The 23259-nt window shown below is 37.2% G+C and carries 26 protein-coding genes; all 26 read left to right on the top strand.

Annotated features, from left to right (window positions below):
* The first annotated feature begins 2 nt into the window (after window positions 1-2).
* Window positions 3-536, top strand: coding sequence for a transcriptional regulator (locus tag CNR22_07110; protein ID PBQ31544.1), 534 nt, complete (start codon window positions 3-5; stop codon window positions 534-536).
* Between the two features lie 151 nt (window positions 537-687).
* Window positions 688-1188, top strand: coding sequence for an antitermination protein NusG (locus CNR22_07105; GenBank protein ID PBQ31543.1), 501 nt, complete (start codon window positions 688-690; stop codon window positions 1186-1188).
* 1 nt (window position 1189) lies between these two features.
* Complete coding sequence (gene hisH, locus CNR22_07100; GenBank protein PBQ31542.1) at window positions 1190-1801, top strand: imidazole glycerol phosphate synthase subunit HisH; 612 nt, start codon at window positions 1190-1192, stop codon at window positions 1799-1801.
* A complete protein-coding gene (locus CNR22_07095) occupies window positions 1801-2559 on the top strand; it encodes an imidazole glycerol phosphate synthase subunit HisF (protein ID PBQ31541.1) in 759 nt (252 codons plus the stop codon). The genes hisH and CNR22_07095 overlap by 1 nt, the downstream gene beginning before the upstream one ends.
* On the top strand, window positions 2559-3419 hold the full coding sequence (locus CNR22_07090) for an ABC transporter permease (GenBank protein PBQ31540.1): 861 nt from the start codon (window positions 2559-2561) through the stop codon (window positions 3417-3419). The genes CNR22_07095 and CNR22_07090 overlap by 1 nt, the downstream gene beginning before the upstream one ends.
* 11 nt (window positions 3420-3430) lie before the next feature.
* The gene (locus CNR22_07085) at window positions 3431-4720 is read left to right on the top strand and encodes an ABC transporter ATP-binding protein (protein ID PBQ31539.1); all 1290 of its coding nucleotides are present in this window, start codon (window positions 3431-3433) and stop codon (window positions 4718-4720) included.
* Between the two features lie 10 nt (window positions 4721-4730).
* A complete protein-coding gene (locus CNR22_07080; GenBank protein ID PBQ31538.1) occupies window positions 4731-5837 on the top strand; it encodes a glutamine--scyllo-inositol aminotransferase in 1107 nt (368 codons plus the stop codon).
* Complete coding sequence (locus CNR22_07075) at window positions 5834-6790, top strand: epimerase (GenBank protein ID PBQ31537.1); 957 nt, start codon at window positions 5834-5836, stop codon at window positions 6788-6790. The genes CNR22_07080 and CNR22_07075 overlap by 4 nt, the downstream gene beginning before the upstream one ends.
* Before the next feature lie 4 nt (window positions 6791-6794).
* Window positions 6795-7817 carry a hypothetical protein gene (locus CNR22_07070; protein ID PBQ31536.1) on the top strand — a complete coding sequence of 341 codons (1023 nt, stop codon included), beginning with the start codon at window positions 6795-6797 and terminating at the stop codon, window positions 7815-7817.
* A 12-nt stretch (window positions 7818-7829) separates the two neighbouring features.
* Window positions 7830-8648, top strand: coding sequence for a hypothetical protein (locus CNR22_07065; protein ID PBQ31535.1), 819 nt, complete (start codon window positions 7830-7832; stop codon window positions 8646-8648).
* A gap of 22 nt (window positions 8649-8670) precedes the next feature.
* Window positions 8671-9837, top strand: coding sequence for an LPS biosynthesis protein (locus tag CNR22_07060; protein ID PBQ31534.1), 1167 nt, complete (start codon window positions 8671-8673; stop codon window positions 9835-9837).
* Window positions 9838-9839: 2 nt separating this feature from the next.
* On the top strand, window positions 9840-10568 hold the full coding sequence (locus tag CNR22_07055) for a hypothetical protein (protein PBQ31533.1): 729 nt from the start codon (window positions 9840-9842) through the stop codon (window positions 10566-10568).
* Window positions 10569-11612, top strand: a complete 1044-nt coding sequence (locus CNR22_07050) for a hypothetical protein (protein ID PBQ31532.1) — start codon at window positions 10569-10571, stop codon at window positions 11610-11612.
* Window positions 11599-12042 (top strand): hypothetical protein, encoded by a 444-nt coding sequence (locus tag CNR22_07045; protein PBQ31531.1) that lies wholly within the window; start codon window positions 11599-11601, stop codon window positions 12040-12042. Before CNR22_07050 ends, CNR22_07045 begins: the two co-directional genes overlap by 14 nt.
* Window positions 12042-12749, top strand: a complete 708-nt coding sequence (locus tag CNR22_07040; GenBank protein PBQ31530.1) for a hypothetical protein — start codon at window positions 12042-12044, stop codon at window positions 12747-12749. The genes CNR22_07045 and CNR22_07040 overlap by 1 nt, the downstream gene beginning before the upstream one ends.
* Window positions 12746-14038, top strand: coding sequence for a hypothetical protein (locus CNR22_07035; protein PBQ31529.1), 1293 nt, complete (start codon window positions 12746-12748; stop codon window positions 14036-14038). Before CNR22_07040 ends, CNR22_07035 begins: the two co-directional genes overlap by 4 nt.
* Window position 14039: 1 nt before the next feature.
* Entirely contained in the window at window positions 14040-14957 is a 918-nt protein-coding gene (locus CNR22_07030; protein PBQ31528.1) for a hypothetical protein, read from the top strand.
* 10 nt (window positions 14958-14967) lie between these two features.
* On the top strand, window positions 14968-15966 hold the full coding sequence (locus CNR22_07025) for an NAD-dependent dehydratase (protein ID PBQ31527.1): 999 nt from the start codon (window positions 14968-14970) through the stop codon (window positions 15964-15966).
* Window positions 15959-17098: an aminotransferase DegT gene (locus tag CNR22_07020; GenBank protein ID PBQ31526.1), complete on the top strand. Its 1140-nt coding sequence runs from the start codon at window positions 15959-15961 to the stop codon at window positions 17096-17098. The genes CNR22_07025 and CNR22_07020 overlap by 8 nt, the downstream gene beginning before the upstream one ends.
* Window position 17099: 1 nt before the next feature.
* Window positions 17100-17747: a metallophosphoesterase gene (locus CNR22_07015; GenBank protein PBQ31525.1), complete on the top strand. Its 648-nt coding sequence runs from the start codon at window positions 17100-17102 to the stop codon at window positions 17745-17747.
* Entirely contained in the window at window positions 17737-18726 is a 990-nt protein-coding gene (locus CNR22_07010; GenBank protein PBQ31524.1) for an ATP-dependent carboxylate-amine ligase, read from the top strand. The genes CNR22_07015 and CNR22_07010 overlap by 11 nt, the downstream gene beginning before the upstream one ends.
* Window positions 18727-19566 (top strand): NADH(P)-binding protein, encoded by an 840-nt coding sequence (locus CNR22_07005; protein PBQ31523.1) that lies wholly within the window; start codon window positions 18727-18729, stop codon window positions 19564-19566.
* Entirely contained in the window at window positions 19559-20098 is a 540-nt protein-coding gene (locus CNR22_07000; GenBank protein ID PBQ31522.1) for an acetyltransferase, read from the top strand. Before CNR22_07005 ends, CNR22_07000 begins: the two co-directional genes overlap by 8 nt.
* On the top strand, window positions 20088-21119 hold the full coding sequence (gene neuB / locus CNR22_06995) for an N-acetylneuraminate synthase (GenBank protein ID PBQ31521.1): 1032 nt from the start codon (window positions 20088-20090) through the stop codon (window positions 21117-21119). Before CNR22_07000 ends, neuB begins: the two co-directional genes overlap by 11 nt.
* Window positions 21110-22213 carry a UDP-N-acetylglucosamine 2-epimerase (hydrolyzing) gene (gene neuC / locus CNR22_06990; protein PBQ31520.1) on the top strand — a complete coding sequence of 368 codons (1104 nt, stop codon included), beginning with the start codon at window positions 21110-21112 and terminating at the stop codon, window positions 22211-22213. The genes neuB and neuC overlap by 10 nt, the downstream gene beginning before the upstream one ends.
* The gene (locus CNR22_06985; GenBank protein ID PBQ31519.1) at window positions 22210-23259 is read left to right on the top strand and encodes a nucleotidyltransferase; all 1050 of its coding nucleotides are present in this window, start codon (window positions 22210-22212) and stop codon (window positions 23257-23259) included. Before neuC ends, CNR22_06985 begins: the two co-directional genes overlap by 4 nt.

Here is a 23259-nt window from a genome sequence, read left to right as displayed (position 1 = left end):
AGATGATAGAAACCCTCATATCCTCAAAAACCCGGATCAAGCTTTTGCTTAAGTTCTTTTTGAACAGCAAAAATACTGCTTACCTACGAAATCTTGAGGAAGAGTTCGGTGAGTCGACCAATGCCATTCGTTTAGAGCTTAATAAATTTGAGAAAGCTGGTTTTCTTGATTCTAACAGCGAAGGCAATAAAAAAATCTTTTCTGTAAATACAAAACACCCGCTGTTTCCTGACATTAATCGTATCATCATGAAAATGACGGGTCTGGAATATGTAGTGGATTATGTATTAGAACGCATTGGAGATCTTGAAAAGGTTTACCTGGTAGGAAAAATGTCAAAAGGGCAAAGCACGGAAATTATTGACCTTGTGCTTGTTGGCGACAACCTGAATAAAACATTCCTGATCGAACAGATTGAAAAAGCAGAGAAGAAGATCAATAAAAAAATAAGGTATGTGCATTATGGTTCAACTGAATTTGAATTGGGGAAAATAAAAGAGCCCGGCATGCATCCTTTGCTGATTTGGAGTAAATAACCGGTAAGGCACCTGGCACACTTAGAGCCACTGAGTATATAAGGGCCTGAAAATAAAAACACACACTTAGTATATGGGACTGAGGAGGCGAAGCTGTGAGAGAAAGTTAATAGTTGATAGTTACCGGGAGAATTAATAAGTTTTAAAGTTAATGGAAAAGTTTTGGCACGCGCTATATGTTAACTCACGTGCTGAGAAGAAGATCGCAGAAACTTTGCAGGCAAGAAGTATTGAGGCCTACGTGCCTATTATTAAAACGATGAAACAATGGAGCGACCGGAAAAAAATGGTAGAACTTCCTTTGATGAATGGGTATGTTTTTGTAAAGATCGGGGCCGGCGAGAATGATTTAGTAATGCAAACCAGGGGAGTAGTAAATTTTGTGCGAAGTGAAGGGAAGATCGCAAGGATTCGTGAAGTCGAAATTGACAGGTTAAAGCAATTGGTAGATTTGGGTTACCAGCTCGAAGCAAGTGCTATTGCAAAAAGCTATAAGGAGGGTGATAAGGTGAAAATTACTTCGGGTGCATTAAAAAATATTGAAGGGTACGTGGTGGAAAATAAAGAAGACCGTCATATAGAAGTTTTATTGGAAAGTATAGGGCAATGCATTCGCGTGAAATTGCCTAAGGAATTGTTGTTAAGCATTTAAAATGATTGTTATAGTTGATTACGGTATAGGAAATCTCGCATCTGTCTTAAATATGTTTAAAAAGATAGGTGTCAATGACGTTAAAATTTCGGGAGATAAAGAGACAATTTCTCAAGCAACAAAATTATTATTACCCGGTGTAGGCTCATTTGACGCGGGAATGGGAAATTTAGAAAATTCAGGACTAATAGAGATTCTTAACCGCAAAGTATTAGCGGAAAAAACACCAGTACTAGGAATATGTTTAGGCATGCAGATGCTTACCAAAAGAAGTGAAGAAGGTGTTAAACAGGGATTAGGCTGGATAGATGCCGAAACAATTAAATTTGAACTGGATCCTTCATTAAAATTGAAAATTCCACACATGGGTTGGAACTACATTACTGTAAATCGTTCTAATCCACTGATTGATATGGATTCCAGAAACAGATTTTATTTTGTACATTCTTATCATGTGAAGTGCTTTGATACATCTCAATCACTTGCCACAAGTAATTTTGGTGTTGATTTTACTTGCATGGTGAACAAGGATAACATTTACGGCGCTCAATTTCATCCTGAAAAAAGCTTGAAATTTGGAATGAAGCTTCTGGATAATTTTTCAAAAATCTAATGGCACTAAAAAGAATTATACCTTGTTTACTTTACGATGGGAATGGACTTGTAAAGACGGTAAAATTTAAAAACCCCTCTTATATTGGAGATCCCATTAACGCAATCAAGATTTATAACGATAAAGAAGTTGACGAACTAATAGTTCTTGACATTAATGCAAGCAAGCAAAAAAGAAAACCTGATTTTCAAAAAATAGCAGATATGGCAAGCGAAGCTTTTATGCCCTTTGCCTATGGTGGAGGTGTAAAAACGTATGAAGATTTCGCAAGATTATATAAAATAGGTGTTGAGAAAGTTGTCGTTAATTCGTTGTTGCAGGAAGATTTACAGGTAATTAAAAAAGTGATAGATAATTATGGTTCGCAAGCAGTTGTAGCATGTATCGATTACAAGAAGCCTGTTTTTGGACCAAAAGCGCCTTATTCCTACATAGGGCACAAAATTAAATTCACATTATTAGAGTACGCTAGCTACTTAGCCAAAGATGTTGGCGTAGGGGAGCTTATGCTTTATAGCGTTGACAGAGACGGCACTTGGGAAGGTTATGACAATGAAATAACTTCACAGTTATTAAATAGTGTCGAGGTGCCTGTAATAGCTTGTGGCGGGTGTGGAAGTCTTGAAGATTTAAAAAAAGTTCTTTACACTACTAATGCCAATGCTGCTGCTATAGGAAGCATGGCTGTTTACAGTAAAAAGGGAATGGGAGTACTGATTAATTTTCCGAAAAGGGAAGATGTAATTATTGATAATTAATGATGGAAAGTAACGCAAGCTGGAATACGCTGGAAAATAACAGTTCTGTTAAGATGAAAAAAATCTTTTCAGAATTATACGATTATAAAGATCTTATTATTCTTTTTGTAAAAAGAGACATTAAAGCAACCTATCAGCAGACCATTCTAGGTCCTATGTGGCTTATCTTACAGCCTATTGTTACTTCACTTGTATTAGTTTTTTTGGGATCAATTGCTCAAATAAAAACTCCTGCTGGATTATCTTCGTTTGGTTTTTATCTTTTGGGGAATTCGCTATGGATATTTTTCTCGGATGCTTTTAATAAAACAGCTTCAACATTTACCGCAAACTCATCTGTTTTTGGAAAGGTTTACTTTCCTAGACTTACAGTTCCTGTAAGTGTTATTATATCTAACTCTTATAAATTGATGTTTCAATGTCTTTTGTTTGTTGTTGTTTATCTATATGGAATTTTTATCCTTGATATACCTTGTTTAATTAATATTAATGCGCTCTTTCTTTTACCTTGTTTTTTGATGCTCTCTCTTCTTGGTTTATCGTTTGGTCTTATTATTTCTTCTTTAACCACGAAGTACAGGGATTTAACAATGCTTGTTTCTTTTGGATTGCAACTTCTAATGTTTGCTTCTCCGGTAATATATCCCTTAAGTCAAATTCCACACGATAGTAAATTTTACCTCTTGTTAGAATTAAATCCAATTACTGGTTGGATAGAATTGGCAAAAAAAGGATTTGCTCCATCTAGTTTTTTTTCCTGGAAATTAATTTGTTATGATGTCTTATTTGTATTGGCAAGTCTTTTTGTTGGCATCAAAGTATTCCATAAGGTTGAAAAAAGATTTATGGATACAGTTTAATAGATACTAAAATGAGTAACGAAGTAATTATTGCGGATAACATAAGTAAGCTCTACAAGCTGGGAGTTGTGGGCATGGGGACATTAAGTGACGATGTTAAAAGACTCGTTGCCCGTATGAAGGGAAAAGAAGATCCAACTTTAAAATTAGGCGTCGAAAATAAGAGAGACTCTAATGAAAGTTCAGCATCGGATTACGTTTGGGCGCTTAAGGATATAAATTTCTCCGTTAATAAGGGCGAAGTTTTAGGTATTATTGGAAAAAATGGTGCTGGAAAATCTACGCTGTTAAAAATACTTTCTAAAGTGACTGAACCTAGCACCGGCGTTCTTAAATATAAGGGACGTCTTGCCTCGTTGTTAGAAGTAGGTACTGGTTTTCATCCAGATCTTACTGGTATAGAAAATATTTACCTGAATGGTGCAATTCTTGGCATGAAACGTCATGAAATAAAGCAACAACTTGACGCGATAATCGATTTTAGTGGAGTGTCAAAATACATCAATACCCCCGTTAAGCGCTACAGTAGTGGAATGTATGTACGTTTAGCTTTCGCTGTTGCCGCTCATCTTGAGACAGATATATTAGTTATTGATGAGGTTTTAGCGGTGGGTGATCAGGAGTTCCAGGAAAAATGCTTAGGTAAAATGAAAGATGTGGCTGGTCATGGGAGAACGGTTTTATTTGTAAGTCATAATATGGCCTCGATGAAAGCCCTTTGTACCAAAGGCATTTTAATGCAGCGTGGCACCATTCAATATCAGGGGTCTATGCAGGATACTGTGCAGCAATATATGGTAGGCTTGCGTCACAGTTCAGCATCAGATATAAATTTAGCCGAGTACAGAACTATAGGTTCAGGCATAGTAAAATTTTCAAAAGTAATTTTAGATAATAAAGCAGCTGGAAGTAATCGTATTTTCTTTAAAGAGTCCATAAAAGTAAATCTGGAAATTGAATGTAAAGAAACCATAGATAAAGCGCTTTTAGATTGCAGGATTATTACTGCTGATGGAATTGAGATTATTCACTCTATGAATCAATATAATGATCAATTTCATAAAGTGGAAGAAGGAACCAGTATTTTGTCACTAGAATTACAAAACGACCTTCAGCCAGGTAATTATTATTTGACTTTTGGTATACATAGAGCAGACGGCTTTACGCTTGAATATGTTGAGAATTGTTTACCGATAGAAGTACTAAGCATTCCAGCTGATGATTCGAAAGGACACGTTTATGATTTCAAATTGGGGTATGTTCGTGCTAATTCAAAATGGAACTTAAAAAAAATAAAATAAAACTATAAATATGAATTTTATTCCTTTAGCAAAACCAAATATCATCGAAAAAGATATCGATCTTGTTGTTGAGGTACTAAGGAGCGGAATGCTAGTACAAGGAAAGTATGCAGCTGAACTTGAAAAAAGTTTTATAAAACTGAGCGGAACGAAATATGCCAGCGCACTTAGTAATGGTACCGCAACCCTTCACCTTGCATTAAGAAGTTTAGATATCAAGGAAGGGGATGAAGTTATCGTGCCTGCCTTTTCTTATGTTGCAACGGCCAATGTAGTTGAGCTGGTGGGAGCAAAACCAGTTTTTGTGGATATAGATTTAAAAACTTTTAATATTGACACTACAAAAATAGAAGACGCGATAACTTCCCGAACAAAAGCAATTATGCCAGTTCACGAATTTGGCCTTGCTTGTGATATGGATGCAGTAATGAACATTGCAAAGAAACACAAGTTATACGTTATCGAAGACGCTGCATGTGCTTTAGGAGCTTTATATAAAAACAAGCACGTTGGTTCTTTTGGCGAATTTGGCTCTTTCTCACTTCATCCTCGTAAGGCAATTAGCAGTGGTGAAGGTGGAGTATTGATTACAAGTAACGAAGAGCTTGATAAAAAAATAAAAATTCTTAGGAATCACGGGACAGAAATCATTGATGGTAAAATGGAATTTTCTGAATTTGGTTTTAATTACCGTATGACTGACTTTCAGGCTGCTCTTGTTTATTCTCAGATGGACCGCCTGCAAACTAGTATCGACTATAAAAATGAACTCGCAGATATCTATTTTTCCGAAATCAAGTCACAAAAAATAGCATTACCTTTTATACCTGATTATACAAAGCATACATGGCAAACTTTTCACGTAGTTGTGGATGAAACCATTGATCGCGACGATTTAATCAACAAGTTAAAGGACAAAAATATTGGCGTAAATTATGGAGCACAGTGCATTCCTTTTATGAATGTTTATAAGGATAAATATAACTTAGATTGTAAAAATCTGTTTCCGAACGCATTAAGAGCTTATCAGAAGGGCCTTGCACTTCCTATCTATGATTTAGTAACAAAAGAACAAATCAACTATATAACAACAACCTTAAATAATATAATATCATGATCAAAAACAAAACAATTTTTATTACCGGTGGTGCAGGCTTTATAGCTAATACACTCATAAAGCATTACATAAATGATAATAAGATTGTCGTTTATGATAACTTTCACCGAGATACTTTGACAAACAGTGACGTTTCCAAACATCCAAATCTTTCAATTGTGAAAGGTGATGTTTTGGATCCAGCGGCTTTAACAGCAGCTATGAAAGGAAGTGACATTGTGATTCATGCGGCTGGTATTGCAGGCATCGACACGGTTATCAAAAATCCTGTGCGTACTATGCAGGTAAACATGATAGGTACAGCTAATGCGCTCGAAGCAGCACAAGCAAATGGAATAAAAGAACGTTTCATTGATTTTTCTACTTCCGAAGTATTTGGTTCTATGGCGTTCAAATCTTCTGAAACAGACTCAACTGTCGCAGGTAGCGCTGGTGAAGCTCGCTGGACTTATGCTGTTAGCAAGTTAGCTGGCGAGCATTTGGCCCACGCTTATTTTAAACAATTTAAATTGCCAGTAGTAACTGTAAGACCTTTTAACGTATATGGCCCAGGACAAACAGGAGAAGGCGCGATACAAATTTTCATTAAGAAGGCACTAAAAAATGAAGACATCCACATCGACGGAGATGGTTCACAAATCAGGGCCTGGTGTTTCGTAGATGATTTTGTTGATTGTCTTATCCGTTGTGTTGAAAATCCAAAAGCCATCGGCGAGAGTTTCAATATTGGAAATGCCAGAGCTGTAATTACTATTTTAGGTTTAGCGCAATTGGTTTGCCGGGTATTAAAATCTGATTCAAAAATTATTCACGATGCCCCTCTATCTGCAGATATAGCTATCAGAATTCCAAGCGTTGAAAAAACCAAAGAAGTTCTTGATTTTAAGGCAAAGGTTGATCTTGAAGAAGGTGTTTTAAGAACGGCCGAGTGGATGAAACAAAACTTAAAATAAATTAATGGAAAAGGCCGATTTTATTTCACATCCCTCTTCAGGTTTTTTTTTACAAAGAAACGAACCTGCCCTAAATAATTTAAAGGAGGAGTTAATAAAAAGTATTTCGGAAAATCTATATATTATTCAATACGATCAGTATTCAAAATACAGATATAATGAAGGGTTTTCTGCAAGTTCATATTTTCTGCATCGCATAAAAAAACTAATAAGCGCCAATCAAGGAGATTGGGCTTTTTTTTATGAATTTACGGCTTCCGGTCCCTATATTGTAGGAGTAAGATTATCAAAATGGGACGAAGAACATTTTGGATTTAAAATGGCAAATCTTCAAATTTTCACCAATCCCAATGAAAAAACTACTGGAGCAGTAAAGTTGGGTGCAATAATAAAAGACGCTCTAAATTATTTAAAAGGTGAAGGGGTAACTTTTGTTAGTTCGAGAGTTAATGGAGATGATATTTCATCGCTTCATAGTATGGAAGATAAAGGTTTTCGCTATTATGACAATGTTATATGGCCTATAAGTGCAACAAAAGATAAAGATTTTGTTTCGGAGGTAAGGTTGATGAAACCGGATGATGTCAATGAAATTAAACGAATAGCTGAAAACTTTCAATACCAGAGAGGACATTATTATTGTGATGATCGCTTTGATAAAAAAGTTATCGATGCCATGTATCCAAAGTGGATTGAAACCACAATCCGAAATAAAGAGCATATAGCTATTATTGAGAGCGACCAAAAAGTTGCAGGTCTATTTGTATTTAAAATGGACGAGGAATTGGAAGATTTTACTGGATTCAAATACGGGAGATTACGATTGTTAGCGTTAGATTCTTCGTACAGAGGTCTTGGACTGGGAGAGAAATTATTTAATGGCACATTGGCAATTATTAAGAACCTTGGGGGGGAATATATAGATTCTGGATATTCAACAAAAAATCATATTTCTGCAAAGCTTCACGCAAAGGCTTCTTTCTTTTCAGTATATGAAGAAGTAACTTTTCACTTATGGTTAAAATAACTCTAAAATATTATGGATAATTATCAAGAGAAAACAAAACAAGAACAATCTTTAGAAGATAAGTTTTTATATAGTATGAAAGTGAATGGATATTTTCTAATTGAGAATGTTATTGATGCAAAATTATTGGCCGAACTTAGATCGGCCATTGACCTTTCATTTGATCAGGACGAGAAAGCTTTGAACTCAGGAAAGTATAAAAGTAATGCCAACGTTTCCGACGTTTCCAGACTGCTATTAGGACGACACAGTGCGTTTGAGGAACTAATTGAGAAATCTAGTGCACAAGCATTTATAGATTTAATTTTATCAGATACTTGCATAATTAATAATTATAGTGCGGTAAGATTAATGCCTAATAAGAAAAATGTAGTAGGCAACATACATAAGGATTCTCCAAGGCATTCTCCAGAATACAAACTTGCGATTCAACTACTTTATTTTGTTGACGATTTCACAGAGGAAACCGGAGGCACTTGGATATTACCAGGAAGCCATAACTCGCCTGATCAGCCTTCAGAAGAAATGTTTTTCTCAAATGGTAAACAAATAGTCGGTAAAGCTGGCACAGTAATGATTTTTGATTCTTCTCTATGGCATGCTGGTGGATTTAATATTTCTACTAATCCTAGAAGAGGCATAGCAATTGTCTATACTCGTTCCTTCATTAAGCAGCAAATTGATATCGTGAAAGCACTGCCTTCTGAGATGATCGGAAAATTTAGTGAAAAACTTAAGCGTTTGGTAGGTTATAATGTAAGGGTTCCCTCTTCTATAGAGGAATTTTATTTACCTACTGAGCAACGGCTATATAAAGGCGGACAAGGATAATATTTAACCAAGCAAAAAATAAATGACTAATACTTCAATAGTAAAATGTAAACGCTGCTTGTATGATTCAAGTATTCCAAAAATAACTTTTGATGAGCAAGGGATGTGCAATTATTGCAAGCAATTTGATGAGATGGACGCTCAATATCCCACCGACTCTAAAGGAAAAAAAATCATTGACGACTATGTTGCTCAAATGAAAATTGACGGTAAAGGAAAAAAGTATGACGTAATAATTGGAATGAGCGGGGGTTGTGATTCTTCCTATATGTTACACCTAGCCAAAAATGTATATGGTCTAAGAGTATTGGCAGCACACTATGACAACACATTCAATTCGAAAATAGCGGTTGAGAATATTCAGGTTATGACTTCAAAACTTGATATAGACTTATATACACATGTTGTTGACAACAAAGAGTATCAAGCGGTAATGAAGTCTTTTTTTAAGGCATCTGTACCTGAAATTGACATACCTACTGATCTTGGTTTTGCAGCGATGCTGTATATCGCTTGCTCCAAGTATAATGTTCAACATATATGGGAGGGACACTCTTTCAGAACTGAGGGAATAACGCCTCCGGGTTGGGTTTATATGGATGCCAAATATATAAAAAGCATTCACAAGCAATTTGGAGAAAAATATAAAATTAAAACGATTCCTCTAATGTATTTGCATAAATGGATTTATTGGATGGTTGTAAAAAAAATAAAAAAATTTCGTCCTTTATACTATCTCGAATATAATAAAGAAGCTACAAAAAAGTTTCTGGCGGATACATATGGATGGCAATGGTATGGCGGGCATCATATGGAAAACCGAACCGCGTATTTTGCTAATAATTATTTCCTGCCTAAAAAGTTTGGCATTGATTTAAGAATGTGTGAGTTCTCAGGTCTCGTGCGGTCCGGTCAAAAGAAGAAGGAAGATGCTATTTTGGAATTGGCTATCCCTAAGCCTGTTGATAAAAGCATTGAGGATGAAATCAGGACGCGTTGTGGTTTTACTGAAGTTGAGTGGCAAAACATTTGGACTATGCCTAAAAAACATTACACCGATTATCCAACGTATAAAAAAACTTTCGAACGACTACGTTGGTTGTTTTTTATTCTTTATAAAAAAGGATATGTCAATAGAAGTTTCTATGACAAGTTTTGCGTAATGAAAGAAGAGAAAGTTGCTAAATAAAAATGGAAAATAATTTTATTTTTACTTATAAAAATCTTGAACAGCACTATCAAGAGGCTTTAGAAAGTGGCTACGATGTAATTACTTGTGCGGAATTTACTAAATTGAAAAATAATATTAATGGTAGGAAATTACTAGTAAATCGTGTTGATATTGATCTTTCTGTAAAAAAAACGAAAAGACTTATTGATATATTTAATAAGTTAAACATCAAAGCCAGTTTTTTCCTTCGCCTTCATGCCCCTGAGTACAACCCTTTTTCTTTTGAAAATTATAAAATTATAAAATACCTGATCGAAAGTGGTCATGAATTAGGGTATCATTCAGAAATTGTAGATCAATCGGTGATCTGGAATGAAGACGCTGCTGATTGTCTGCGCAGAGATATTGATGTGATTAACCGCATGTTTAATATTGAAGTAAAAGGTGTTGCCAGCCATGGCGGAATGACGGGTTTAAACAATCTCGATTTCTGGAAAGATAAAAAACCTTCTGATTTTGGTTTGTTATACGAAGGCTATGATCACCAGCCGGAATACAATTTATTCCAGGAATCCTTTTATGTAAGTGATAGTGAATGGACCCGCTGGAAATGTTACAATAAAGGAAAACTCGTTCAGGACGATCGCCGGAATTTTGCAGAGCATGCTAAAGAAGGGCATTCACTTCTGCATGTACTGATACATCCGGATACTTATTTTGACGATCATTTTTACGAGAACGAAAAATAAATGATTCCTTATTTCAGATTACATGCCCATGCCGGTGAACTTGAGGCCATAAGCGCAGTTCAGCAAAAAGGGCATTGGGCTGTGGGCGAATATATTTCGGAGGCAGAAAAAGAACTCCGTAAATTGTTTCACAATAAAGAAGTTGTACTCAGTTCCAATGGGTATTCTGCCCTGTTTATCGCCATCAAAGCACTTGGTATTAAAGGACAGAAAATTATTACCCCTTGCTTAAGCACTTGTTTTGCTATTGGGAATGCCATTGTGGCAAGCGGAAATACGGCGGTGTTTTGTGATGTGAATTTACAAGATGGCAACTGTGACCTTGAACATGTAAGTGCTTTAGTAAAAGAACAACATATAAAATATATAATTTCTCCGAACTACGCTGGAAATATTTCAGACACAAGGTATCTGAAAAAGGAATTGGGACTGGTTGTGATCGAAGACGCCTGCCAGTCTTTTTTTTCTTCGTTAAATTATTCGTCGGAGGCCGATATACAGGTTTTATCTTTTTACCCCACCAAAGGGATAAATGGCATTGATGGAGGCGCTGTTGTTACTTCGAGTAAAGAACTTGCAGAAAAAGCGAGGTCTTTTGTGTATTATAACGACCAGACACACTTTGAAGAAAATGAGCGGTACAATTTCAGAATGCTGAACATGAATGCCGCGGTACTACTTTCTAATTTAAAAAGAACAGGGAGTATAATTGAAAAACTCCAAACTGTAAAAAATAAGTATTCAAGTTCGCTAACAAGTAAAACTGAAGTCACAGTTCTTGAAAACGATCGCAGTAAGTTGCCGCACCGTTACGTGGTTGTTTTTAAAAAAGAATCCTCGCGTGAGAAAGCTTTAGAGGTATTTAAGAAAAATGACATTTCCCTGAGTTTGTTTTATGAATGGGTTTGTCCGGCTGAGTTTAAAAAAGAGTTTAAGAACGCGAATGTTTTAATTAAGAGTGCTTTTTGTGTCCCTTTTTTTGAAGACCTGTCAGACGAAGAGATTAATAGAATTGTTAAAAATATGAGCGATGCATTTGCGTAAAGCAGAACTAAACGATTGCAGTTGGATTTATAACGCGCTGGAAGAACTGCGTCACCCTGTTCAGTATTCGGAAGAACAATTTAAAGTGTATTACGGGGAGTCTCTTCAAAGTGATTTCTTCATGTTTATGGTGCTTTGCAATGATGAGAATGAGGGAGAACGAATTGGGTTTGTATCACTTAATAAATTTTACATGCCCCGTTATTTAGGATTTGGCTATGAGATGGAAGAATTCGTAATCCATAAAGATTTTCGCGGACAAGGTTATTCTTATCAACTAATAGAGGCGGTTAAGGCCGCCTTGCTGATTGAACCACAGAACCGCAAGCTGATCATTAAAACAAATGGCCAGGACAGTATGCACATTTATGCTAAAGCATTAAATGAAACCGATCTGAAAACCTACCAGGTTTACCTTAATAAACTATAGTGTCGAAAATAGTTACCATACACCAACCCGATTTTATGCCCTGGCTCGGGTTATTTAATAAGATAAATAAAGCTGATGAATTAATCATCCTTGATCATGTGACCAATAATCCAAAGTCACCCGAATTCTGGTGCCGACGCGTTAAAATGCTTATTGGCGGTAAAGACCACTGGATGTCTGTTTCGCTAAAAAAGGATGAAAAAGAATTATTTATTCCAATAAATACTATGGAAATAAATATGGATGAAAAAGCAATTAAAAAATTTATACAATCTGTTGAGCAGAATTATAAAAAAGCACCTTTTTTTAGAGAAACTTTTTATTTAGTCGAAACTTATTTCGCGATGGAAGGAAATAAACTCTCGCAAAAAAACTGTTGGTTTATTAAAGAAGTGATGGAAAAATTAAAGATTGAGACTTCCCTTTTTTTCAGCTCGGAAATGGACCCTCAGTTTTCATCTAACGAGTTGCTTATAGATCTTTTAAAAAAACGAAGCGCATCGGCCTATTTATGTGGCGCGGGAGCGGGCGAATACCAGAAAGACGAGCTTTACACAGAACAAGGGATTTCTGTGATATACAATAATTTTACACAGCCCTCTTACAAACAATTTAATACATCAGAATTTGTAAAAGGATTGAGCATAGTAGATGTTCTGATGAACAATGGATTTGAAGGAACCTCCCAGTTACTTGTAAAACTATGAAAATTGCCTGCATAGGAAATATGAATAACATGCTCTTCCAGATAGGACGCTACCTGCTGGACGAAGGCCATGAAGTTCATTTTTTTCTACTGGAAGAATTTGATCATTTTTTACCGGAAGCAGATACTTTTGAGAACACCGATAAATACACTATAAAAAAACTAGGCTGGAATTTTAGCACATTCAGAGATATTTCGGTGCGCGAAATAAAAAACTTATTTTCAGGATACGATTATTTAATGGGCACAGATACAGCACCTGCTCACTTATTTAAAGCAGGCATGAAGCTCGATCTTTATTTTCCGCATGGCAGCGATCTTTATGAATTTCCTTTTTTTCGCTACAGGAACAAGCCACCACAGCTTTGGGAGATTCCCGCGAATCTTATTAGCCGGGCGCAACAGAAGGGGATTAAACATGCTCATACGATTAGTCTTGACGTGAGTGATGAGGTGTATGAAAAACCCTTTGCACAGATTCGCGGTAACGACAAAGGACGCATTCCATCGCCGCCATTTTTATATTACAAACAGTATACACCGAGCTATCCACGCGCTTCGTCTTACTATGAACAATTTCTTGAGCTCAGAAATAAGTATAAGTTTATTGTCTTCCAGCAAATTTCGCAGGATTGGAGCATGCGGGGCGAATTTAAAATTGACAAGGGCAATAATCACCTGATAAATGGGTTCGCGAACTATTTAAAAAGTAATTCTGCATTTGAAGACGATTCGCTTCTGATTTTAATGGAATATGGCGGAGACGTGGAAAAATCGAAACAGCTCATTTCAGAACTCAGGATTGAAAAAAATGTAAAGTGGTTTAAAAAAATGAACCGGAAAGACCTGATGGTAGCCATTCATTTCAGCGATATGTGTGTGGGAGAACTTGGATACCGTGAATGGTACAGCTATAGTAGTATTATGGAATTTATGGCCATGAAAAAACCATTGATCCATCACAGAGGAGATGCGTTTTACAAAGCAAAGGGATTGGATCTTTATCCTATGGTAGACGCTAAAAACGCAGACGAAGTTACGGCAACATTTGTAGATTGCAGATCTAATCCTCAGAAATATGCGGAGATGGGCGAGGCAGCAAATCAATGGATTTTAAGTGATACAGAACGAAAACTGGAGATCTATAAAAAAGTTATTGGAGAGAAAGCGCCAGGAAATAAAATTTCTTTTGCGGGAATAAAAAGGATGGCCTATTATTTTCATCCACACATACTTTATAATTATTTTTTTCTTCGCTTATATCAGCTCAAAGCAAGAGTAAAGAACTAATATGGAAGACATACTTATTTCTATTCTAATGCCAGCTTACAATTGTGAAAAATTTGTGAAGCAAGCCATTGAGAGTATTCTTAATCAGAGCTATAAAAACTTTGAGTTGCTTGTTGCCGACGATTGTTCTACCGATAAGACAAAGGAAATTATTGATACATTTTCAGATCCAAGAATCAAACCCTACCACAATGAAATAAACCTGGGCTACCTGAAAGCTTCTAACAAACTTTTTAAAGTTTGCAAAGGCGAACTCATCACTTTCCAGGACGCGGATGATTATGCAGATAGCGAGCGGCTTGCCAGGCTTAAAAAATTCCTGGATGAAAATAAAGAAGTAGCTTGTGTAGGTTCTAACATCGTGAAGGTGGATGCTGATGGAAAAGAATTTTTTAAATCTACCTATGCTTTAAAAGACGAGCAGATAAGAAATGATTTTCTGCACTATAAAATTGTAATGACAGGATCGGCCCTTATGTTGCGGAAACAGGTTATAGAAAAATTGGGGATTTACAATGAGTATTTTGACAGGATAGGTTCTGAAGATACTTACTTGTTTTCTTTGATACTCGATCATTTTAAGGTATCGAATATTCCGGACGCTTTATATTACTACAGGGCAAATCCTAACTCGGTAGGGGCGCTGCATAGAAATCCGAAGGCTTTTGTAGGACACGAAATGATTGTACAGTTTTACGGAAACCGTAAGCAAGGCAAACCAGATTTTATAGCTGCAGGTGACTGGAAGAGCGCTGACGATTATGCTTATTACCTGATGGCTATAAATAAAACAAACGAAAGTCCTTTTGCAGCGATTGGAAGTTTTGTAAGTGCAGGTTTGAAAGCACCAAGATTATTTCCGGTATTTTTAAGACAATTTGCGGCGCATTTTAAAGCAGCTGCGCTTCATAAAAAATAGAATAAAACTTATGAATTTAAAATCAAAAAAAGTATTAGTTACAGGAGCAGATGGCTTTATTGGAAGTCACTTAGTAGAAGCTTTGATAGACGAAGGCTGCACGGTGAAGGCATTTGTATATTACAACTCTTTTAATTCCTGGGGCTGGCTGGATACTTTACCAAAAGAAAAATTAAAAAGTATAGAAATTTTTGCTGGCGATGTTCGTGATCCCAATGGAGTGAGGACGGCTTTGCAAGGAGTAGACGTTGTTTTTCATCTTGCTGCTCTGATAGCTATTCCTTACAGTTATCATTCGCCCGACAGTTATGTGGACACAAATATTAAAGGCACTTTAAACATTTTGCAGGCAGCAAGGGATTTTAATATAGAACGCGTGTTAGTGACTTCCACTTCAGAAGTGTATGGCACAGCCTTATACGTGCCCATAGATGAAAAACATCCCAAACAAGGGCAGAGTCCTTATTCAGCGACAAAAATAGGGGCTGATTTTTTAACCGATTCTTTTTTCAGAAGCTTTAATTTACCTGTCACCATTGTAAGACCTTTTAATACTTTTGGACCACGGCAATCGGCCCGGGCGGTAATTCCAACTATTATAACACAGTTATTAAGTGGTATTACGGATATAAAACTCGGCGCGCTTCATCCCACCCGTGATCTTTTGTTTGTGAAAGACACAGCGCGGGGATTTATAGAAATTGCAAAGTCGGAAAAAACTCTGGGTGAAGAAGTGAATATAGCCACCAATTCGGAGATAACGGTTGGCGACCTTGCGCAGAAACTAATTAACCAGCTAAATCCTGCAGCAAAAATAATTTGCGACGACGTTCGCCTGCGTCCTGAGAAAAGTGAAGTAGAGCGTTTGTTTGGAGATAATAAAAAAATTCTTGCGCTGACCGATTGGAAACAACTGGTGTCTTTAGACGAAGGCTTGAGCCAAACCATTGCCTGGTTTAAACAAGCAGAAAATTTAAGTCGTTATAAAGCTGATATTTATAATGTATAAAGAAATAACAGAAAAAATTAAAGAGCTTTATCCCGGCCAGGACTTTATTCCTTTGCACGAACCAAGATTTTGGGGGAATGATAAAGCTTATGTAGCGGACGCCATTGATTCAACATTTGTGTCGTCGGTAGGTAAATACGTGGACAGATTTGAGGAGATGATCCGCGAGTACACCGGTGCTAAATACGCTGTTGCAGCTGTAAACGGAACGGCAGCCCTGCACATGTCGCTCGTACTGGCAGGCGTAAAACGCGATGAACTTGTTATAACACAACCTCTTTCTTTTATAGCTACCTGTAACGCCATAAGTTACCTGGGCGCTGAGCCTGTATTTGTAGATATTGACAAATCAACTTTAGGATTATCGCCAGATAGTTTAAAAGATTTTTTGCAGAACGAAACAGAAGTAAAGAATGGGGGCTGTTTTCATAAGCGCAGTGGTAAACGCGTGGCGGCTTGTGTTCCCATGCATACTTTTGGACATGCAGTGGCGCTGGATGAGCTGATGGAAATTTGCAACACTTATTCTATTCCTCTTGTTGAAGACGCGGCGGAATCTATAGGAAGCAAATACAAGGGAAAACACACTGGAACTTTAGGACTTCTGGGAGCCTTCAGTTTTAACGGAAATAAAACCATTACCTGTGGTGGTGGCGGTGTAATAGTGACTGATGACGAGTCTCTTGGAAAACTGGCAAAACATCTCACCACGCAATCTAAAGTGCCGCATCGCTGGGAGTTCAAACACGATAATATTGGTTACAATTACAGGATGCCTAATCTGAATGCTGCCCTGGCTTGCGCACAGATGGAGCAGCTTGATAATTTTGTTACTAATAAACGTGAGTTAGCAGCTATATATAAGGAGGCATTTAAAACTATGTCCTCTACTTTTTTTACTGAACCCGAAAATTCTTATTCGAATTATTGGCTAAATGCGCTGCTGTTAAAGGACAAAGAAGAACGGGACGAATTTTTAACTTACACAAATGATAACGGTGTAATGACCCGACCTGTATGGACATTGATGACAAATTTACCCCTGTTCAAGCACTGTATTAACCATGGATCTGAAAACGCACAATTCATTGAAGACAGGCTTGTAAATATTCCTAGCAGTGTAAGAAAATAAGATGCAGGTTTTAGTACTCAGTGATATTCATGGAAATTTACCGGCACTTGAATTTGTGTTAAAGCAAGAACCGAAAGTTGATCTCGTGATTTCTTTAGGAGATGTTGTAAATTATGGTCCCTGGAGTAATGAGTGTGTTGATCTGCTGGAAAGTCTTGATAATAAAATGTTACTAAAAGGTAATCATGAGGAAGCTTACCTTAGCGGGACCTATCCGGGAACAAATGAAGTGGCGAAATCGTTTTTTAATTTTTGTTATCCTGGCTTCGAACGCAAGGCACAGATTGCAGCTTACGCAGAAAGCTTCACGCTTCATAATTTTGATTGTGTACATACTTTAAACAACTCCTATGTTTTTCCTGATACAGAAATAGAGATACATAAGAATTATTTTATAGGGCATTCGCATAAACAGTTCTTAAGAGAAATAAATGGATATACGCTCGTAAATGCCGGTAGCGTGGGGCAAAACAGAACGAATGCAGATCTTTTAAATTATGTGGTTTGGAATACAGAATCTGGTAAAATAGATTTGATAACAAAAGAGTTCAGCGCCGACCAACTTTTAAGTGAAATGCGTCAAAGAAATTATCCTGAGATATGCATAAGCTATATCCAGTCAAAACGAAAAGAAATTAATGGCAGATAAACTAAATATTGCAGTTACAGGTTCAGGAAGTCTTATAGGACAGGCTGTAATAAAATCGGTACAGCGTTCGGAATTAAATGATAAAATAAATTTTATTGGTCTTGATTACTTTGAAAATACGGTGGGGTCTTTCTGGTGCTCAAAAAATATTTTGCTACCGGATATTTTAAATCCCACTGTGAGTCATACCGCTTGGCTTACTGTTATTCTTGATACTCTTAAAGCCAATAACGTAAAGCTTTTGTTTGTAGGTGTCGATTTTGAACTACCACTTTTTGCAAAATACAAATCACAGATTGAAGAAAGTACCGGCGCTATTGTTTTGGTTTGTCCGGAAGATGTAATTTCTATAGCAGATGATAAATATCTGACCTATGAGTTTCTTAAGCAGAATGATCTGGCCTATCCGCAATCCTGGTTACCGGAAGAGGTGGACCCTTCTTCTTTAAATTACCCACTTATTGTAAAGCCCCGGAAAGGCGCCAGAAGTGTAGGGGTAAGTAAAGTAAATGATCCGAAGGAGCTTCCGAAGGCTCTGGCTATGGCGAAAGAACCTGTTATCCAGGAATTAGTTGGCAACGACGAAACAGAATATACCTGCGGTGTTATTTTTCTAAACGGAGAATTAAAAAGATCTATCGTGCTGCGTCGCCATCTGAAAGCGGGTAACACTTACCTGTCTTATTATAAAAAAGATTTTCCTTCCATTATAAGCGAGTACCTGGAATTAGTAGCTACAAAATTAAAACCTTTTGGTGCCTGCAACTTTCAATTGCGCCTGGATGAAAAAGGTGTTCCGAAAATTTTTGAAATAAATGCCCGTCATTCAGGTACTACCTACATCCGCTCTTTATTCGGTTTTAAAGAAGTTGAATACATCATTAACCTTTTACTTTTTAATAAAGAGATGGAGTTTGACCTTAAAGAAGGAACGGTAGTAAGGTATTACGACGAATTTTTTATTCCAGAAAATAAATAAATGAGTATACTGATTACAGGTGTGAATGGATTTGTTGGTAAAGCACTTTATAAGCGTTTATCATTAAGCCGCAGTGTTATTGGTATAGCCAGACAAAAAACCGAGCTTCCTGGAAATATACAAGCGCTTGATCTGACGAATGAAAAACAAACCCTTGACTTTTTCGAAAATCATAAAGAGATTTCATGTGTTGTGCACCTGGCTTCGCGCATGGCTAATAAGGACAATGTAAACGACCTTTCGGTTCTAAATGAGAATGCTGCCATGGCTAAGAATATTGCTTTGGGGGCAAAATTAGCGGGAGTAAAAAAAATCGTTCACTTGTCAAGCTCATCGGTGTATTCAAATACAGATGGCAGGTACGATGAAAAAGCCATTGCAGATCCTTCGAAAAATGCAGATGCTATCTATGGTTTATCTAAATACAATGCAGAGGTAATTCTTGAGCATTTTTTATCGGGGACTGTGAATCTCACCCATTTGCGTACAGCAATGATTTATGGAGAAGGCATGGATGCTTCCCGAATCATTCCGGTGCTAATAGAAGAAATAAAGACTAAAAATACAGCCACACTATTTGGTAACGGTGAGCGCCTACTGAATCTTGTGCAAGTAGATAGACTTTCGGAATATATAGAATTTTTTATCGGCAATTCAGCCAGTGGGATCTTTAATGTTGCCGACGAATGTATTAGCCTGGTGGATCTTGCTAAACGCCTTATTGCAGAGTATGGCAGCTCTGAAAGTAAATTGATTTTAAATCCTGCTGGGAATAAACACCAATTTATCCTGGATACTACAAAGCTGAACCAACTACTCGAAAAAGCGAAACATGTTTAAGCATCTTAAATTTATTTTACTCTATCCGAAAATTGGTCCTGATATGTATTTTACACACTGGCTCTTATATTTTAAGCCTTTTCGTATCTGGTTTCAAAAGAGAAAAATAGGAACGATTGGCGAGAACTCCGAGATAAGACCTTTTGCATCCATTATTGGAACCCGCAATGTGGTAATAGGTAAAAATGTTATTATTCCCGGAGGCACACTTCTTTCGAGTTATCCGGGAAATAAAGAGTCTATGATCTATATTGAAGACAACGTGCTTTTAGGTCCGAATGTTGCCATTTATAGCAGCACGCACAAGTTCGACAATATACATATGCCGGTTAAAGATCAGGGTTATATTATGGCAACTACACGCCTGAAAGAAGGTTGCTGGATAGGGATTAATTCTGTGATTTTACCTGGAGTTACAGTTGGAAAAAATAGTGTTGTTGGTGCGAATTCGTTTGTAAATAAAGATGTACCAGATTATACCGTGGTAGCGGGTAGTCCGGCAAAAATAATAAGGAAACTAGATGAAAAATAATTCCCGTGTATTCATAATTGCTGAAGCTGGCGTTAATCATAACGGTAGCATGCAATTGGCAAAACAACTTGTAGATTTTGCCGTAATTGCGAAGGTAGACGCAGTGAAATTTCAAACTTTCATTGCTGAGAATGTTATATCAAAACACGCTGAAAAAGCAGACTATCAAAAGCAGACCACCGGTAGTTCGGAGAGTCAGCTGGAGATGGTAAAAAAATTGCAGTTGAGCTTTGATGATTTTATTGAGCTGAAAGCTTATTGTAAAAGCAAAAACATTTTATTCCTGTCAACTCCCTTTGATATGGAGAGCGTTGATTTTCTAAAAACGCTTGAAATGGGTTTATGGAAAATTCCGTCGGGCGAAATTACCAATCTGCCTTATCTGCAAAAGATTGGTGCCTATAAAGAAAAAGTTATTTTCTCTACTGGCATGTCAACACTCGGTGATATTGAGAATGCTTTGGGGGTATTGACGGAGGCCGGAACAAAACGCGAAGACATTACCGTGCTGCACTGCAATACAGAATATCCAACGCCCATGAAAGATGTAAATCTTAAAGCGATGATCACTATCAAAAATGCTTTTGATGTTACTGTTGGTTATTCAGATCACACCTTAGGGATAGAGGTGCCGGTGGCTGCAGTTGCCATGGGAGCTACTGTTATTGAAAAACACTTTACCCTCGATAAAACAATGGAAGGGCCGGATCATAAAGCATCCCTCGATCCACAGGAGCTAACAGACATGGTAAAAGCCATTCGCAATATTGAAGCGGCCTTAGGTACAGGAGTAAAATTGCCTTCAGAGTCTGAAAAAAAGAATACCAACATTGCACGCAAAAGTATTCATCTTGCCCGGAGCGTAAAGAAGGGACAAGTCCTTACTGAAACGGACCTTTGTGTGAAGCGGCCGGGCAACGGTATTAATCCCATGTTGTTTAAAGATCTTATCGGCTGTGTTGCAATGCAGGACTTAACAGAAGATAGTTTATTGCGTCTCAAAGACCTTGAATGGAAATAGCACTTTTAACTAGTTCGCGCGCAGACTTTGGGTTCTTCAGGCCTTTACTAGATGCTGCACAAAAAGTGCCCGGCATGAAATTAAACATCATTGCCTTTGGTACACACCTTTCCAGAAAACACGGTTACACCATTGATGCTATCAAGCGTGATGGTTACAAGGTCTTTGAAAAAATAGAAACGGTGCTGGAAGGAGATTCGCCACAACACATAGCACAAACCATTGGAGAAGTACATGTAAAATTTTCGAAATTCTGGGCCAGGCATACTTTCGATCTCATTTTATGTTTGGGCGACCGGTATGAAATGTACGCGGCCGTGTCGGCTTCGGTGCCATTTAATATTCCCGTAGCGCATTTAAGCGGCGGAGAAGAAACGAACGGGGCCATTGATAATTATTACAGGAACGCGCTCACTTTGATGGCGACCTACCATTTTACGAATACAAAAAAAAATGCAGAGCGAGTTCAGCAGATCCTCGGCCATAAAAAAAATGTGGTGCATACAGGTTCGCTGGCCATTGAAAACATTAAGAACACCGAAGTTTTTTCTGCGGTTGAATTTCAAAAGCAATTTAAGTTTGATATTCGTCAGCCTTTTATTTTATTTACTTTTCATCCTGAAACGGTAGATTATAAAAAGAACAAAATCTACGCTCAAACTCTTGGTAAGGTGCTTGCGGGAACGCGTTCGAACGTCCTTGTCACCATGCCTAATGCAGATACCATGGGTGATGTTATCCGGAAAGAATTGATTGAGGCTTCGAACAAGAATGAGCACATTCATCTTGTAGAATCATTAGGATCAAGAGGCTATTACACGGCATTAAAATCCTGTTTGTATGTGATGGGAAATTCTTCCAGTGGCATTGTAGAAGCAGCTTCATTCAGGAAGCATGTGATCAACATTGGCAACAGGCAGGGAGGGAGAGAGAGAAATTCTAACGTAATGGATGTGCCCGTGGAAGAAAAAGCAATTTACCTGGCAATGCGCAAAGTAAGCACTCTCGCTCTTCCGAAAAAAATAAATATATATGGTGATGGTAAAACTTCGGACCGGATCATTAACCTGTTACGTAAAATTAAACAAGCATGAATAAATTAGCTGAAAATACAATCAGCCCCGATTCTTCTATAAAAGATGCTATGGAAAAGATTAATTTTTTTCCGGCAGGTTCAACCTTGTTTGTGGTGGATAGCAAAGATCAAAAAGTGATAGGTGCCCTAACAGACGGTGATATACGTCGCGGCTTATTGAATGGAATTACGCTTAAAGATGAGGTTAATTCTGTGATGCGCACATCGTTTAGATACCTCACAAAAGGAACTTACTACAACGATAAAATTGAAGAATTCAGAGCTTTAAATATCAAAACGATTCCCTTATTGGATGAGAACAAACGCCTTTTAAAAGTGTATGATCTTACCGTAATGAAAAATGTTTTGCCCCTGGATGTTGTGATCATGGCAGGCGGCAGAGGTGAACGTTTAAAGCCAATGACCGATACTACTCCTAAACCTTTGCTGGTAATAGGTAAAAAACCAATTATTGAACACAATGTTGACAGGCTTGCATACAATGGTATAAGTAACTTTTACATTTCGGTAAATTACCTCGGTCACATGATCAAAGATTTTTTTAAAGACGGAAGCGCTAAAAATATCCAGGTAAGATATATAGATGAAGACAAGCCCATGGGAACAATTGGCGCCGTTTCAAAAATACAGGATTTTGACAATGAGAATATATTAGTAATGAATTCAGATCTGCTGACAAATATTGATTTCGCAGATTTCTACAAAGAGTTCATTTCACAGGATGCTGATATAGCAGTGGCTACGATTCCTTATAAAGTAACTATTCCCTATGCAGTGATTGAAACACGGGATAACATTGTGAAGACATTAAAAGAAAAACCCACCTATACTTATTATTCGAATGCAGGTATTTATCTGATTAAACGTAAATTGCTTGAAACCATTCCAGGTGATACCTTTCACAATGCGACGGATTTTCTGGAGAATGCCTTAACACGCTCTGATAAAGTTGTGTCCTATCCCTTACTGGGATATTGGCTTGATATTGGTAAGCCCGACGATTTTTTAAAGGCACAGGAAGACATAAAACATATTTCTTTGTAA

The organism is Sphingobacteriaceae bacterium (assembly GCA_002319075.1).
GTDB lineage: Bacteria > Bacteroidota > Bacteroidia > B-17B0 > Aurantibacillaceae > Aurantibacillus.
Note: the sequence above shows the minus strand (reverse complement) of the source record. Positions and strands in the feature narration are given on the sequence as shown.